This window comes from Agrobacterium sp. 22-223-1 (assembly GCF_053522385.1).
The window spans coordinates 832,782-845,953 of record NZ_JBNWCN010000001.1 but is presented as its reverse complement, the minus strand read 5'-3'; the positions used below and the strand labels follow the sequence as shown (position 1 = coordinate 845,953).

16 protein-coding genes are annotated in these 13,172 nt (G+C 61.3%); 6 read left to right on the top strand and 10 right to left on the bottom strand.

What is annotated here, in order from left to right; translation table 11 throughout:
* Positions 1-19: 19 nt before the first annotated feature.
* The 3 genes from ACQZ60_RS04170 to ACQZ60_RS04160 all read right to left on the bottom strand — a co-directional run bounded on the left by ACQZ60_RS04170 (position 20) and on the right by ACQZ60_RS04160 (position 2,533).
* Positions 20-631 carry a LysE family translocator gene (locus ACQZ60_RS04170; RefSeq protein WP_020813103.1) on the bottom strand — a complete coding sequence of 204 codons (612 nt, stop codon included), beginning with the start codon at positions 629-631 and terminating at the stop codon, positions 20-22.
* 266 nt (positions 632-897) lie between these two features.
* On the bottom strand, positions 898-1,704 hold the full coding sequence (locus ACQZ60_RS04165) for an AraC family transcriptional regulator (protein ID WP_020813105.1): 807 nt from the start codon (positions 1,702-1,704) through the stop codon (positions 898-900).
* Positions 1,705-1,774: 70 nt separating this feature from the next.
* Positions 1,775-2,533 (bottom strand): SDR family oxidoreductase, encoded by a 759-nt coding sequence (locus ACQZ60_RS04160; protein WP_020813106.1) that lies wholly within the window; start codon positions 2,531-2,533, stop codon positions 1,775-1,777.
* A gap of 103 nt (positions 2,534-2,636) precedes the next feature.
* Here ACQZ60_RS04160 and ACQZ60_RS04155 point away from each other — a divergent pair, with 103 nt between their 5' ends.
* Positions 2,637-3,068: a winged helix-turn-helix transcriptional regulator gene (locus ACQZ60_RS04155; protein WP_020813107.1), complete on the top strand. Its 432-nt coding sequence runs from the start codon at positions 2,637-2,639 to the stop codon at positions 3,066-3,068.
* Positions 3,069-3,075: 7 nt separating this feature from the next.
* Here ACQZ60_RS04155 and ACQZ60_RS04150 read toward each other — a convergent pair whose 3' ends face one another.
* Positions 3,076-3,468, bottom strand: coding sequence for a hypothetical protein (locus ACQZ60_RS04150; RefSeq protein ID WP_020813108.1), 393 nt, complete (start codon positions 3,466-3,468; stop codon positions 3,076-3,078).
* Positions 3,469-3,781: 313 nt separating this feature from the next.
* Between ACQZ60_RS04150 and ACQZ60_RS04145 the strand changes: the two genes are divergently transcribed.
* Positions 3,782-5,353 carry a helicase HerA-like C-terminal domain-containing protein gene (locus tag ACQZ60_RS04145; RefSeq protein WP_003522243.1) on the top strand — a complete coding sequence of 524 codons (1,572 nt, stop codon included), beginning with the start codon at positions 3,782-3,784 and terminating at the stop codon, positions 5,351-5,353.
* A 56-nt stretch (positions 5,354-5,409) separates the two neighbouring features.
* Here the strand turns inward: ACQZ60_RS04145 and ACQZ60_RS04140 are convergent, their stop codons facing one another.
* Genes ACQZ60_RS04140 through ACQZ60_RS04130 form a run of 3 tightly spaced genes read right to left on the bottom strand, consistent with a single transcriptional unit; the run spans position 5,410 to position 6,963 of the window.
* Complete coding sequence (locus ACQZ60_RS04140) at positions 5,410-5,760, bottom strand: Atu4866 domain-containing protein (RefSeq protein WP_448734796.1); 351 nt, start codon at positions 5,758-5,760, stop codon at positions 5,410-5,412.
* Positions 5,757-6,230 (bottom strand): carboxymuconolactone decarboxylase family protein, encoded by a 474-nt coding sequence (locus ACQZ60_RS04135; protein WP_059753988.1) that lies wholly within the window; start codon positions 6,228-6,230, stop codon positions 5,757-5,759. Before ACQZ60_RS04135 ends, ACQZ60_RS04140 begins: the two co-directional genes overlap by 4 nt.
* 10 nt (positions 6,231-6,240) lie before the next feature.
* Positions 6,241-6,963: an SDR family oxidoreductase gene (locus ACQZ60_RS04130; protein ID WP_142778866.1), complete on the bottom strand. Its 723-nt coding sequence runs from the start codon at positions 6,961-6,963 to the stop codon at positions 6,241-6,243.
* Positions 6,964-7,084: 121 nt separating this feature from the next.
* Between ACQZ60_RS04130 and ACQZ60_RS04125 the strand changes: the two genes are divergently transcribed.
* Positions 7,085-7,981 carry a LysR family transcriptional regulator gene (locus tag ACQZ60_RS04125; protein WP_448734795.1) on the top strand — a complete coding sequence of 299 codons (897 nt, stop codon included), beginning with the start codon at positions 7,085-7,087 and terminating at the stop codon, positions 7,979-7,981.
* Positions 7,982-8,021: 40 nt separating this feature from the next.
* Here the strand turns inward: ACQZ60_RS04125 and ACQZ60_RS04120 are convergent, their stop codons facing one another.
* From ACQZ60_RS04120 to ACQZ60_RS04110, 3 genes are all read right to left on the bottom strand, one after another.
* Positions 8,022-8,801 carry a VOC family protein gene (locus ACQZ60_RS04120; protein WP_142778864.1) on the bottom strand — a complete coding sequence of 260 codons (780 nt, stop codon included), beginning with the start codon at positions 8,799-8,801 and terminating at the stop codon, positions 8,022-8,024.
* 99 nt (positions 8,802-8,900) lie between these two features.
* Positions 8,901-9,395 carry a DUF1579 domain-containing protein gene (locus ACQZ60_RS04115; protein ID WP_020813114.1) on the bottom strand — a complete coding sequence of 165 codons (495 nt, stop codon included), beginning with the start codon at positions 9,393-9,395 and terminating at the stop codon, positions 8,901-8,903.
* A 27-nt stretch (positions 9,396-9,422) separates the two neighbouring features.
* Positions 9,423-10,151, bottom strand: coding sequence for a DUF899 domain-containing protein (locus tag ACQZ60_RS04110; RefSeq protein ID WP_059753997.1), 729 nt, complete (start codon positions 10,149-10,151; stop codon positions 9,423-9,425).
* A 149-nt stretch (positions 10,152-10,300) separates the two neighbouring features.
* Between ACQZ60_RS04110 and ACQZ60_RS04105 the strand changes: the two genes are divergently transcribed.
* The 3 genes from ACQZ60_RS04105 to ACQZ60_RS04095 all read left to right on the top strand — a co-directional run bounded on the left by ACQZ60_RS04105 (position 10,301) and on the right by ACQZ60_RS04095 (position 13,171).
* Positions 10,301-10,747, top strand: coding sequence for a MarR family winged helix-turn-helix transcriptional regulator (locus ACQZ60_RS04105; protein WP_003522235.1), 447 nt, complete (start codon positions 10,301-10,303; stop codon positions 10,745-10,747).
* 102 nt (positions 10,748-10,849) lie between these two features.
* Positions 10,850-11,272: a YciI family protein gene (locus tag ACQZ60_RS04100; protein ID WP_003522234.1), complete on the top strand. Its 423-nt coding sequence runs from the start codon at positions 10,850-10,852 to the stop codon at positions 11,270-11,272.
* 384 nt (positions 11,273-11,656) lie between these two features.
* Entirely contained in the window at positions 11,657-13,171 is a 1,515-nt protein-coding gene (locus tag ACQZ60_RS04095; RefSeq protein ID WP_448734794.1) for an ABC-F family ATP-binding cassette domain-containing protein, read from the top strand.
* Position 13,172: the final 1 nt, after the last annotated feature.

Sequence of the window (13,172 nt, the reverse complement as noted above, 5' to 3'; positions counted from 1 at the left end):
CCTTCCCTCCGCTCTGGTCTCATCGCTCGGTCAGGGCCAGCTTCGCACCCAGCGCCACGAAAGCGGCCGCGAAGCTGCGCCGCAGCCAGGCGAGGACCGCCGGGCGCGACACCACCTGCCGCCGGACCGAGGCGGCGAAACAGCCATAAAGCGCAAACACCAGAAACGTCATGGCCATGAAGATCAGCCCGAGATCGATCATGCGCCATGTCGGCAAAGCCTCATCCGGCGCGATGAACTGCGGCAGGAAAGCGAAAAAGAAGATCGACAGTTTCGGGTTCAGCAAATTGATGAGGATCGCCTCGCCGATGATACGGGCGGCCTTGCGGGGCTCTCTGGTATCGTCGATCTTCAGCGCACCGTCCTCCCGCAGCGTGTTCCACGCCATGTAGAGAAGATAGGCGACCCCCAGATATTTGACGACACCGAAGGCGAGCGCGCTGGTGTGCAGGATGGCGGCAAGGCCGGTGATGGCGGCGAGCAGATGCGGCACGATGCCAAGCGTGCAGCCGAAGGCCGCAACGACGCTCGCCCTTGCCCCCTGCGAAAGACCGGCGGCCAGCGTGTAGACCACGCCGGTTCCGGGAGAGGCTGCGACGATGAAGGATGTGATGAGGAATTCGGGTGTCATGGTGCGGGTGTGTCCTGTGGGGTGGAGGACAGCAGCATGAGGGTGCGTGGAGTGGGTGTCTTGGATGAAATTGCAGCGCAGACGCTCGTCGGCGCGCGCCGAAGTGGCGGGTCAGGGTATCGGCCAGCACACTCCGTCCTCATTCCTGTGTTTGTCACAGGAATCCAGTCGACGCGCGTCTGCGCAGCGGGAGAGTCCTTTCAGCCCAAGGACTTGGGCTGGCTGGATCCCTGTGACAAGCACAGGAATGAGGGCGGAGAAAACATCTACGAAAGCGCCGCCCGGTAAACCGCCGGCGTAACCCCGAATTGCCGCACGAAGAACCGGTTCAGATGGCTCTGGTCGGCAAAACCGGCTGCGAAGGCCGCCTCGGCGGGCGGCGTGCCTCTGGCCAGTGCATGGCGCGCCGCATGGACGCGCCGCTGGAGAAGATAGCTGTGCGGCGTAAGCCCAGTGGCCCGGGCGAAAGCGCGCAGGAAGCGGAACTGGCTCATGCCGGCTTCCGCGGCGAGATCGGCAAGGCGGAACGGCCGGGAGGGCTCGTCGTCGATGCGGCTTTTCGCCCGCTTTATATTCTCGGGTGCGGCGATTTCGCCCGGCTTCGCCGCCGTCTCCATCGCCCCCGCCAGAAGCGTCAGCAGGGTCTCGTCGCCACGAAGGGTTTCGCCCGGCCGTTCTCTTGCCGTCATGGCTGCAAAGACAGCGTTGAACCGCTTCGCCAACGGCCTGATGTCGACGGGATAGGCGAATTCGAACGCGCCGCGATCCGTCTCGCCGATATCGGCAATGGCGTCGCGGACGATACCGATGTCGAGATAGAGCATCCGCCAGGCGCGGCCGCCCTCCCCGAGCGGAATACCGTCATGCACCTCGCCCGGATTGACGGTGATGAGATGGCCGGCGCCCGCTTCCACCATGCCGCGGCCGGAGAGCGATTTCTGCGCCCCGCGTTCGATGAGACCGATGCCGAACTGATCGTGCATGTGGCGCGGAAAGGAACGGTCGCTATCCGCCGCCACGGCGACGACACCGGGCAGAATGGTTTTCGGCATCAGGAACCGGCCTTGGGCCATGAAAGCGCGCGCTCCGCAGATAAGAGCGCGACGCTATCACAGGATGCCCAGTCGCGACAGATGCGGCCGTTTACGGATGCATATGGTTGATCATGGCGAAGACCTGATCGAAATTGCCGTTCTGCGCGGCGAAACGCAGCGGCTTGCAGCGTTCCACCACCACTTCCTTCTCGTCCGGACGATTTTCAAGAATATCCATCACCTCGGAAATGAAGGCGTCGAGCGGCATGGCCCTTTCGTCGCTCGCCTGCCCCTCGCCCATCAACGTCGTCTGCACATAGGGCGGCACGATTTCGACGACATCCACCGGCGTTTCCTTCAGTTGCTCGCGCAGCGCGACCGAATAGGCGTGGATGGCCGATTTGGTGGCGCTGTAGGTGGGGGTCAGCACCATGGGCACGAAGGCGAGGCCGGAGGAAACCGTCAGCACAGTGGCTGCGGGTTGCTTGAGGAAATGCGGCAAAAGCGCCGCCGTCAGGCGAATGGGTGCGAGAAGATTGGTGGCGATGGTTTCTTCGGCCGTGTCGAGATAATCCGGTGCTGCGGCGATGTCTTCCGGCCGCATGATGCCGGCATTGTTGATGACAGCGTTGATGGTCGGATGGGCCTTTACCAGAGCTTCGGCAAACGCGCGGATGCCTGCGGCGTCCGTCGCGTCCATCACCATCGAGGCCATGCCGGGATTGGCGGCCGTCACCTCGTCGAGCACGGCCTTGCGGCGGCCGGAAATGATGACCCGGTTGCCGGCCTTGTGAAACGCCTCCGCCAGCGCCCGGCCGATGCCGGAACCGCCGCCGGTGATGAGAATGGTGTTATCAGCGATTTTCATTGGAGCATCCTTTGCTTGTTGGCTGAAAGGAAGTTAGCTATGATACTCTCCAATCGAAAGTAGGCACCCAAAAGATTTATACTTACCCAAAGGAGAGTGTAAGATGAAGCGGCACGCCGCCGACCCGGCCATCGAAAGCCGGCGCAAGGTTCCGCCACCCGCGGATACCGATCCGGCAATAGAGGCGCTGGTTCAGGACATCATTGCCAAGGTGGCCGACAAATGGACGATGCTCATTCTGGAAGTGCTGGAAGAGCATGGCACGCTGCGCTTCACGCAGATCGGCAGGCTGGTCGGCAATATAAGCCAGAAGATGCTGACGAAAACGCTGCGGCAGATGGAAAGCGACGGGCTGGTGCGCCGCACCGTGCATCCCGTCATCCCGCCGCATGTGGATTACGGCCTGACGAACCTCGGCCGCACGCTGGGCAGCGCCTTTTGCGGCGTGTGGATATGGGCGGAAACGCACCATGCCGAAATAGAAGAGGCGCGGCGCCTGTTCAATGAACAGCCGCCGCGCCCCGCTATGGAGTAGTTTCGCCTCAGGCGAACTGGCTGAGGCCCGGAACCGAGGCGATCACCTGATCGACAACCTCATCGCCCGCATGCTGGCGAGCAACGGAGATGGTTTCCTTGGCGAGCGTGGAAATCTCGCTCATGCCGAGGCCCTGGCTCATCAGCTGCTGGCCCAGCCCCATGATGCCGCCGCCGCCGATCGCGCTCATCAGGCCGCCGAGCAGACCGCCGCCGCCGGCACCTTCGCCATTATACTGCGCCACCAGTTCGCTGGCGCCGGGAATGGCTTCGATCATGCGGGCGATCGGGCCGTCTTCCGCCTCACGCTGAAGAAAACCGAGAATCATACCAATGGCCTTTTCGGCCAGTTCGGGGCTGATTCCCGCCTTCTCGGCGATCTGGCTCACGACTTCGTTCATTCTTGCCTCCTGTTGAAAAACGACGCCAACATCGAATAACTGACGTTAACGTCAACGTAAAACAATATCATGCCGCATTCAAGCGGCCAGGGTCAGGTGCGGCAACTTTCATCAAGCGGTTTTTCTTCATCGCCATCAAGCAGTTGTTGCGCCTTGAAACTGTCCTTATAAGATCATCACAACCAAACTATGAAAAGGCCGCTATCGTCAGAAGTGGCCACAACATGGTAGTGACGCTTTAAATTCGGACATGACTTTTGCAAAATCCACCGCGATTTTAAGGTCATGCACCAGCCGCAGGAGAAAATGGTCGATGTTGCAGGACGGACAGCTCTATATCGGGACCAGCCGCAATCCGGACGACAGCCTGAACAAGGGCGAATATCTGGAACTGAAATTCGGCAACCGCCATGGCCTCATCACCGGCGCGACGGGAACGGGCAAGACCGTGACGTTGCAGGTGCTGGCCGAAGGTTTTTCCAAGGCCGGCGTGCCGGTTTTCTGCGCCGATATCAAGGGCGACCTTTCCGGCATCGCCGCGCAGGGCGAAGCCAAGGACTGGGTGCAGAAACGCGCCGAACAGATCGGCTTCACCGATTTTGCCTATGGCAAATCGCCGGTGATCTTCTGGGATCTCTACGGTGAAAAAGGCCATCGCGTCCGCGCCACCATCGCCGAAATGGGGCCGCTGCTGCTCGCCCGGCTGATGGATGCTTCGGAAGCGCAGGAAGGCGTGCTCAACATCGCCTTCAAGATCGCCGATCAGGGCGGGCTGCCGCTGCTCGATCTCAAGGACCTGCAATCGCTCCTGAACTATATGGGCGAAAACGCAACCGAGCTTTCCAACCAGTTCGGCCTGATTTCCAAGGCCTCGGTCGGTTCGCTGCAGCGCGGGCTGCTGGTTCTCGAACAGCAGGGTGCGGCGAATTTCTTCGGCGAACCGGCGCTGAAGATCGCCGACATCATGCGTGTGGGCACGGATGGGGTTGGCACGATTTCGGTTCTCGCCGCCGACCGGCTGATGATGAACCCGCGCCTTTACGCCACCTTCCTGCTCTGGATGCTTTCGGAACTGTTCGAGGAGCTGCCGGAAGTGGGCGACCCGGAAAAACCGCGTCTGGTGTTCTTCTTCGACGAGGCGCATCTGCTCTTCAACGACGCGCCGCGGGTGCTGGTGGAACGCGTGGAACAGGTTGTGCGGCTCATCCGCTCCAAGGGCGTGGGCGTCTATTTCGTGACGCAGAACCCGCTCGACGTGCCGGAAACCGTTCTCGCCCAGCTCGGCAACCGCGTGCAGCACGCGCTTCGCGCCTATACGCCGCGCGAGCAGAAGGCGGTGCGCACCGCGGCCGACACCTTCCGCCAGAACCCGGCCTTCAACACCGCCGACACCATTACCACGCTCGGCACCGGTGAGGCGCTGATTTCCACCCTGCACGACAAGGGCGCTCCCTCCATCGTCGAGCGCACGCTGGTACGCCCGCCATCGGGCCGTGTCGGGCCGCTCACCGATGCGGAGCGCAAGTCCCTGATCGATGTGAGCCCCGTCGCCGGGCAATATGACAAGGATATCGACCGGGAATCGGCCTTCGAAATCCTCGCCGCCCGCGCCCAGAAGGCTGCCGATGCAGAAGCCGCCAGACGTGCGGAAGAAGAAAACGCCGCCAGCCAGTCCGAGAGCGCTTCCGGCCGCTGGCGCCTGCCCGGCTTTGGCGATGAAGAACCCGCACCGGCCTCCACCGGCTCGCGCAATGGCGGCGCACGCAAGACCGGATACCAGCGCGAAACGGTGATCGAGGCGGCAATGAAAAGCGCTGCCCGCTCGGTTGCCACCTCGGTCGGCCGCGCCATCGTGCGCGGGATTCTCGGTAGTTTGAAGCGATAAAAACGGATACGCCGCCCACCCTCGATGGGGCGGGCGGCGCTTGATTGGCGTCCCGGTTACTTCTGGCGATAGAAGATCATGCCGCCGTGATAAAGCACATCGTCGACGAATTCGCCGTCGGCGGTGAAGCCGGTATCGTCCCAATAGTCGATATGGTTTCCCTTCACCTCATAGCGTCCCTGATAGGCGCTTTTGCGGTTGCCCCGCGCCTCGTCATACCGGCCATTGGGCAGAAGCTCCTGACGAATGTGGCCATCGCCGGTGACCCACATGCCGATATAGGGGTGGTTCCGGGTTTGAGACGTTTCGGTCATATTCACGTCCATGGCGTCGCTCGCTTTGCGGGAACCCGTATCGGCGGAAGCCGTTGCGAGCAGAAGCGCAACGGATGTCGAAACAATGTTCATTGTTTTTGCCCTCCCGATGCAGCGTTGGCGCGGCGTTCCTCGAACAGCTCGGCAAGCGTGCGGGATGCGGCGATGGCTTTGGGAAAACCTGCGGGAACGGTGATCAGATAGACCATTTCCTTCAGCTCTTCGTCGGTTGCGCCCACATTGAGCGCATAACCGGCATGGACCTTCATCAGATCACGCTCGCCAAGGGCCGCCATGACCGCGACGGCGGCCAGCTGGCGGGTCCGGTTATCCAGACCCGGCCGGGACCAGACCTCCCCCAGGGCGTAGCCTTCGGTCGCATCGGCAAGGAAAGGAAACTCCTGCCGCAAGCGTTCCAGATTGGACTGGGGCTGGCCATTATTGAGGCTGCGGACGACTTCATCGCCACGCTTCAGCCTGTCATCCAGTCGTTGCGGATTGGCGATGGCGGCACTTGCCGCAAGCATGGCAATTGCAAGCACGGTCGGAAAAATCGCTTTCATGTCGCTCTCCTCAGGCGGCGGTGGGTCGGACGACGATTTCATTGACGTCCACATCGTCGGGCTGCTCAATGGCGTAACGCACCGCGCGGCCGATGGCGTCGGGCTTCAGGGCGATGGCCCGATAGGTCTGCATCAGTTCCGCAGCGGCGGGATCGGTGATGGTGTGGGCAAGTTCGCTTTCCACCACGCCGGGGTGAATGCAGGTGACACGCAAGTCGCGGTTTTCCTGCCGCAGCCCGTCCGAAATCGCCCGCACCGCGAATTTCGTCGCGCAATAGACGGCAGCCGTGGGCGAAACGGCGAGCGCACCGATGGAGGCGATGTTGATGATGTGGCCGGAAGCGCGGGTGGTCATCTCGGGCAGAACGGCGGCGACGCCATAAAGCACGCCCTTGATGTTGACGTCGATCATGCGGTCCCATTCATCGACCTTCAGGGACGACATTAACGACAACGGCATGATGCCGGCATTGTTGACGATGACGTCGACCTGCCCGAAGGCCTTGCGCCCCGTCTCCGCAAAGGCCTCGACGCTCTGTCTGTCCGTCACGTTCAGCGGCTGGATGATGACCTCGGCGCCCTTCCCGCGCAATTCTTCGGCAAGCGCCTGCAAGCGATCCATGCGGCGCGCGCCCAGCACCAGCTTCGCCCCGGCGGCGGCCAGTTCCCTTGCGATACCCTCACCGATCCCGCTCGATGCACCTGTGATGAGAACGACTTTGTTCAATGTCATGGCTTTCTCCTTGGTGTTACGGCCGGTTTTTCTGGAAGCGGCCATTGCAGACAAGATAAAGCTTGGGCATTGTCGTGATAACCGCCTCAATCATAACCTCAATGGGTAGAATTTCTAACCAATGAACATCGATCTCAACGCGCTTTCGACATTCTGCATGGTTGCCGAGGAACGTAACTTCCGGGCTGTCGCAGACAGGCTCGGCGTGACCCGCTCCGCCGTCAGCCAGACCATCCGCAAGCTTGAAGAAACGATGGGAATAGCGCTGGTGCAACGCACGACACGCAGCGTCAGCCTGACGGAAGCGGGACAGCAGCTTTATGCGGATGTCTCGCCATCCATCGGCAATCTCGTTGAGGCTGCCAATGCCGCGTCATCCCTGAGCGGCGCCGTGCGCGGGCAGTTGCGCCTTGCGGTGTCCTCGATAGCCGAGCGTTTTTTATCCGGGCCATTGCTTGCGCGCTTTGCGGAAATACATCCCGAAGTGCAGCTCGATATCGTCGTGACGGACGAGGAATTCGATATCGTCGCCGAGCACTACGATGCCGGCGTGCGTCTTGGAGAACTGATCGCGCAGGACATGATTGCGGTTCCGGTTTCCGCTCCGCAGCGGCAGCTCGCCGTCTGCTCGCCGCACTATCGGGACCGCTTCGGCCTGCCGACGCAGCCCCGCGAATTGATAGGACACAGGTGTATCGGCTGGCGACCCCGTCCGGGTGTGGCGCCATACAGGTGGGAATTTGCGGAAAACGGCCGTGAATTTGCGGTGGCGGTGGAGCCGGCCTTCACCACCAACGACATGCAGCTGATGATCAAGCTGGCCTGCGCCGGTGCGGGCATCACATTCGGCATGGAAGAGACATTCCGCCCCTATCTGGAGAGCGGACAGCTCGTTTCCATGCTGGAAGACCACTCCCCGAGCTTTGCGGGATTTTATCTCTATTATCCCAGCCGCCGCAATCTTGCGCCGAAGCTGCGCGCCTTCATCGATCACGTTCGCCTGTCAAGAGAGCGGTAATCTGCCGGAGCGAGCCCCGGCAGATTGTTAGAAAACAGGGCTATTTCCTCTGCGAAACCAGCGAGAAATAAGCGCCCTGCGGATCGACGCAATTGACGATCCAGCTCTCGCCGGGAACCTCCATCGGACCGTTGACGACCTTGCCGCCGCCAGTGCTGACGCGGGTGATGGCGTCATCGATACCGTCCACATTGAAGTAATAACCCCAGTGACAGACGGGGACCTGCGGCATGCGTTTCATCATGCCGCCGACAGCCTTGCCCCTGTAGGCGAAGATGCGGTACGGGCCCATGTCGCCCATGTCGAAATCATGGTCCTTGGTCCAGCCGAAAACATCGCCGTAAAAGGCCATGGCCTCGTCGACATTATCGGTGAAGAGCTCGTGCCAGCCGACATGGCCCTGCTTTTCCTGCATATCCTCGGGGAAACCGCCGGTTTCCATCGGCAGCGGCGTCATGATGCACAGCACCGCACCGAAGGGATCGGCGACCACGGCGAAGCGGCCGATTTCGGGAATATCCTGCGGCGGACGTCTGACCGCGCCGCCCTTTTCAGCGAATTGTTTCGCCGTGGCGTCCACATCGTCGACATCGACATAGGCGGTCCAGTTCGGGGGAATGCCCTGGCCCTTGTGCTCGTCGGTCAGCTCCATGACGCCGCCCATGCCCTTGCCATCGGCCTCCAGCACCAGATAGGGCATTTCCGGCGAGCCGAAATCCTTGGTCTGCCAGCCGACGACATGACCATAAAAGCGGGCTGCCGCTTCCATGTCGGGCGTCATCAGCTCGACCCAGATGAATTTTCCATGTGTATCGGACATTGTCGTCTCCTATGGAGGGTTTGGCGGGTGTTTTTCGGCAAGCGCCCGCCGCAGGATGCGGCGGCGCCGGTGGTTTTCGGGTGAAATTTTCGCAGGGCTTCAGGCCTTGCGGCGGAATTCCGATGTCATGAAGGTCTTGAATGTGCCGTCCGGCTGCCTGACGCTGCCGGAAAAGCTGCGGTGATTGTCGTCATGCAGCACCAGCACGTCGTGATAGGTATCGGTGCGGCCGGAACCGTCGAAGGCCGGGCCTTCCGCTTCCAGCGTCAGGGTCTTGCCGTCCTCTTCCAGCCAGCCCTTGTAGACCCAGAGATTGGTCATCATCGACCCTACCCAGGTGCCGACGAAATTGCCCTTGGCCGGGTCGAAGCCGACCGTGATCACAGCCGTCATATCCGTGCCGTCAGGCATCTTGCCGGTGCCGTTGCCGATGATCCACAAGCCGCCGACGGAGCGGACGGTCTCGGTGAATTGCTGCGACGGGTCGTCGGCATCGTAGCCCTCATGGCCGGAACTGGAGGTCATGACCCAGTCTCCGACGATCCTCTTCAGGAACTCATGTTCCTTCTGCGGCTTGGCGATTTCCATTTCCATTGTTGTTTCCTCCTCGTCCGTCCGTTTTCAGTGGCAGCAGGCTGCCGCCTTCGGCGCATCCTCGTACTGGTCGTGGCGGCGCACCCAATCCATTACCTCCTCCTCGTTACGGCCTTTTGGCACCAGATCGAGCAGCATCAGCGTGCCGAGCGTCTGCTCCGCGCCGCGGGCGTAAGTGGAATAGGTGTGGTAGATCTTGCCGTCATCGCCCCTGGCGAAAACGCTGATGCCGTGCAGGTCCTTCAGGTCGCCATAGGGCGCCATGTCACGGTAATTATATGTGATTTCACCTTTGGCCATGTCCTCGTCACGGAACGAGGCCTGATAATCGTAGTTGAAATCGCTGCTTTCGGCCGAAACCCACGGGAATTTCCAGCCCATGCGGTTCCTGTAGCTTTCGATCTTCTCAAGCGGCGCGCGCGAAACCGCAACGAAACCCGCATCGCCGTGCTTGAGGTGGATCAGCGCGCCATCGACATGGTCGGCAAAGAAGGAGCAACCGACGCAGCCCTCCTCCCAGTCGGGCGCCAGCATGAAGTGATAGACGATGAGCTGGCTGCAGGTGCCGAACAGTTCCTTCAACGATTTGGGGCCGGAAGGGGCATCGAAGATATAATCCTTCGTCACCTCCTCCCAGGGCAGCGCACGCCGGGCCTCGTTCAGCCTGTCGCGGGCGCGGGTCATTTCCTTTTCCTTCACCAGCAGATCGCGGCGGGCCGCAAGCCACTCCTCTTTCGAAACGACGGGATGAGACATGATCTTTCCTCCTTGGATCCGTCTTTCACCACGACACCGCCCCGCTTTAACGGTGGGCGCCGGCTATTTCTGTGCTGAAAGTCAATAAACAGTCTGCGGGGCATCAAGTTCCGCTTGACTAATTAGGTTGATATCAACATATTTATCCCATGTCAAACGCCAGCGTGATTCCTTTTTCGACAACTCTTTTCGTGCGGGATGCCTGTCTGTGCCTGCATGCGCAGCGCGCCGCACGGGCATTGGCGCGGTTGTTCGACAATGCGCTGAAGCCGGTCGGCATCACCAATGGACAATTTTCGCTGCTGATGTCGCTCAACCGGCCGGAGCCGCCGCCGATGGGACCGGTCGCCAATCTTCTGGCCATGGACCGCACGACGCTGACGGCAGCGCTGAAGCCGCTGGAGCGGCGCGGGCTGGTCAGCATCGAGCAGGACCCGAAGGACAAGCGCGGCAAACGGCTGCGGCTGACGGCGGACGGCATGGCTGTGCTCGCCGCCGCCTTCCCCATCTGGGAACAGACCCATGCCGAAATCGAAGCCCGCATCGGCAGCGGCGACCCCGACCGGCTGCGCCGCGACCTTATCGATCTCGGCTGACAGGATTGACGGCATGGCGCCACTTTTGTCGGCGACAATGTCATCCGGCCGTCGTGCCGGGGAGCGACACTACGAAGAAAGCGCAATCAAGGAGGAATGATCATGCGTGCAATCGTTTTTGTAAAAGCCACCAAAAGCAGCGAAGACGGCGTCATGCCCACGACCGAGCTGATCGAGGCGATGGGAAAATTCAACGAGGAACTGGTCAATGCCGGCATCATGCAATCCGGCGACGGCCTGCATCCCTCCTCCAAGGGCAAGAGGGTTGTGTTCGACGGTGACAGCCGCACGGTGATCGACGGCCCCTTCCCGCACACCAATGAGCTGGTCGCCGGCTTCTGGATCTGGACTGTGAAGGACATGGACGAGGCCGTGGCCTGGGTGAAACGCTGCCCGAACCCGATGCTGGAGCGCAGCGAAATCGAAATTCGCCCGATGTTCGAAATGGAAGACTTCGGCGACGCGGTAACGCCGGAAATCGCCGCGCATGTGGAAGAACTGCGCGCGCGTGTCGCGAAGCAATAAAGGCCGCTCAAGCGAAGGCCGGATTAAAACGGGAGGGTGCGGGCTTGCCGCACTCTCCCCCACCGCCTGCCATTGCAAAAGCCGTTGCCTCGAACAACCGCCGCTGTTAATGGTGAAGCGGTTCAACCCGTTTCAAGAAAGGAGGCTTCGCATGGATATTTCCTGCTTCTGGCGCAATCGTCAGCTCTGCCACCTTTTTGCCCTGCAGACACGTTTGCAGGGCTGACCGGAACACCAACACTCTGGTTTGCCCAAAAGGCCGCGCAGAATGCAGCTTGTCTGCCGTTGCGCATGTTTTCACGACGGATCACCCCGAACCGAAACCCCGTACTGCCTGCGGCAGACCACGGTTCGTCGCGGGTCCGTCTTGCCAGAGACGACTTCATGACCATCATCACGCTTCGAAACCTCGGAATCATTCTGGGCAAGCCGCTTTTTTCCAATCTCAGCCTCACGGTGAATGCGGGAGACCGCATCGGCATCGTCGCCGCCAATGGCTGCGGCAAATCCACCCTGCTCCATTGCCTTTCCGGTGACATGGAGCCCACCAGCGGTGATATCACCCGGCTGCGCGGGCTGACGCAGTCCATCGTCCACCAGCATCTGCCCTCACCGCTGATGGAACAGACGATGCGGAACGCCGTGCTTTCCGCCCTGCCGGCGGACACGATCGACAGCGAGAGCTGGCGCGCCGACATTATTTTCGACGCCATGCTGGTGCCGGAGCCGTTCCGCGAGCGCCGCCTGAAAGAATTGAGCGGCGGCTGGCAGAGGCTTGCCATGCTGGCGCGGGCATGGATTACCGAGCCGGATGTGCTGCTGCTCGACGAGCCGACCAACCATCTCGACCTCGAAAAGATCAATGTGCTGGAAAACTGGCTCGGTGAATTGCCGCGCGATACGGCTGTCATCATCGTTAGCCATGACCGCGCCTTCCTCGACAATGTCACCAGGAGCACGCTGTTCCTGCGGCCGGAAAATTCGGCGCTGTTCCGGCTGCCCTATGGCCACGCACGGACGGTGCTGGAAGAAGAGGATGCCGCCGATGAGCGGCGTTTCCAGCGCGACATGAAAACCGCCCAGCAATTGCGCCGGCAGGCCGCCAAGCTGAACAATATAGGCATCAATTCCGGCAGCGATCTTCTGACCGTCAAGACCAAGCAATTGCGTGAGCGTGCGGAAAAGATTGAAGAAAAGGCGCGGCCCGCCCATATCGAGCGATCCGCCGGCAAGATCCAGCTCGCCAATCGCGGCACCCATGCCAGGGTTCTGGTCACTCTGGAAGATGCACCGGTCTCGACGCCGGACGGAACAGTGCTGTTTCGCACCGGCCGGCAATTTATCCGTCAGGGGGACCGCATCGTCATTCTCGGCCGCAACGGCGTCGGCAAGACACGGCTGATGTCGCTTCTGCAGGCGGCTGTATCGGGTGCAGGCCAGATACAGGAGGGCATCAAGGCCACGCCCTCGCTGGTGGCCGGATATGTCGATCAGTCGCTCGCCGAGATCGATGACGACAGCACGCCCGTTGCACTGCTGTCCCGCCGCTTCGATATTGGCGACCAGCGCATCCACGGCCTGCTCGCGGGCGCTGGAATCGACATGGAAATGCAGAAGCGCCGCATCGCCGCCCTTTCCGGCGGGCAGAAGGCCCGGCTTGCCATGCTGGCGCTGCGGCTGGCGGAGCCGAATTTCTACCTGCTGGACGAGCCCACCAACCATCTGGACATTGAGGGGCAGGAAGCGCTGGAGGCGGAAATCATCGGCCGCGAGGCCAGCTGCGTGTTCGTCTCGCATGACAGGAGTTTCGTGCGGGCTGTCGGAACCCGCTTCTGGCTGATCGACAAGCGCAGGCTGGTGGAAGTCGACGATCCCGAAGGGTTTTTCGCCTCGGCCTGAT

Excerpts from the sequence above, each read along its gene's own strand:
- ACQZ60_RS04170 (WP_020813103.1), bottom strand. The coding sequence starts at position 631 with ATGACACCCGAATTCCTCATCACATCCTTCATCGTCGCAGCCTCTCCC.
- ACQZ60_RS04165 (WP_020813105.1), bottom strand. The coding sequence starts at position 1,704 with ATGGCCCAAGGCCGGTTCCTGATGCCGAAAACCATTCTGCCCGGTGTC.
- ACQZ60_RS04160 (WP_020813106.1), bottom strand. The coding sequence starts at position 2,533 with ATGAAAATCGCTGATAACACCATTCTCATCACCGGCGGCGGTTCCGGC.
- ACQZ60_RS04155 (WP_020813107.1), top strand. The coding sequence starts at position 2,637 with ATGAAGCGGCACGCCGCCGACCCGGCCATCGAAAGCCGGCGCAAGGTT.
- ACQZ60_RS04150 (WP_020813108.1), bottom strand. The coding sequence starts at position 3,468 with ATGAACGAAGTCGTGAGCCAGATCGCCGAGAAGGCGGGAATCAGCCCC.
- ACQZ60_RS04145 (WP_003522243.1), top strand. The coding sequence starts at position 3,782 with ATGTTGCAGGACGGACAGCTCTATATCGGGACCAGCCGCAATCCGGAC.
- ACQZ60_RS04140 (WP_448734796.1), bottom strand. The coding sequence starts at position 5,760 with ATGAACATTGTTTCGACATCCGTTGCGCTTCTGCTCGCAACGGCTTCC.
- ACQZ60_RS04135 (WP_059753988.1), bottom strand. The coding sequence starts at position 6,230 with ATGAAAGCGATTTTTCCGACCGTGCTTGCAATTGCCATGCTTGCGGCA.
- ACQZ60_RS04130 (WP_142778866.1), bottom strand. The coding sequence starts at position 6,963 with ATGACATTGAACAAAGTCGTTCTCATCACAGGTGCATCGAGCGGGATC.
- ACQZ60_RS04125 (WP_448734795.1), top strand. The coding sequence starts at position 7,085 with ATGAACATCGATCTCAACGCGCTTTCGACATTCTGCATGGTTGCCGAG.
- ACQZ60_RS04120 (WP_142778864.1), bottom strand. The coding sequence starts at position 8,801 with ATGTCCGATACACATGGAAAATTCATCTGGGTCGAGCTGATGACGCCC.
- ACQZ60_RS04115 (WP_020813114.1), bottom strand. The coding sequence starts at position 9,395 with ATGGAAATGGAAATCGCCAAGCCGCAGAAGGAACATGAGTTCCTGAAG.
- ACQZ60_RS04110 (WP_059753997.1), bottom strand. The coding sequence starts at position 10,151 with ATGTCTCATCCCGTCGTTTCGAAAGAGGAGTGGCTTGCGGCCCGCCGC.
- ACQZ60_RS04105 (WP_003522235.1), top strand. The coding sequence starts at position 10,301 with ATGTCAAACGCCAGCGTGATTCCTTTTTCGACAACTCTTTTCGTGCGG.
- ACQZ60_RS04100 (WP_003522234.1), top strand. The coding sequence starts at position 10,850 with ATGCGTGCAATCGTTTTTGTAAAAGCCACCAAAAGCAGCGAAGACGGC.
- ACQZ60_RS04095 (WP_448734794.1), top strand. The coding sequence starts at position 11,657 with ATGACCATCATCACGCTTCGAAACCTCGGAATCATTCTGGGCAAGCCG.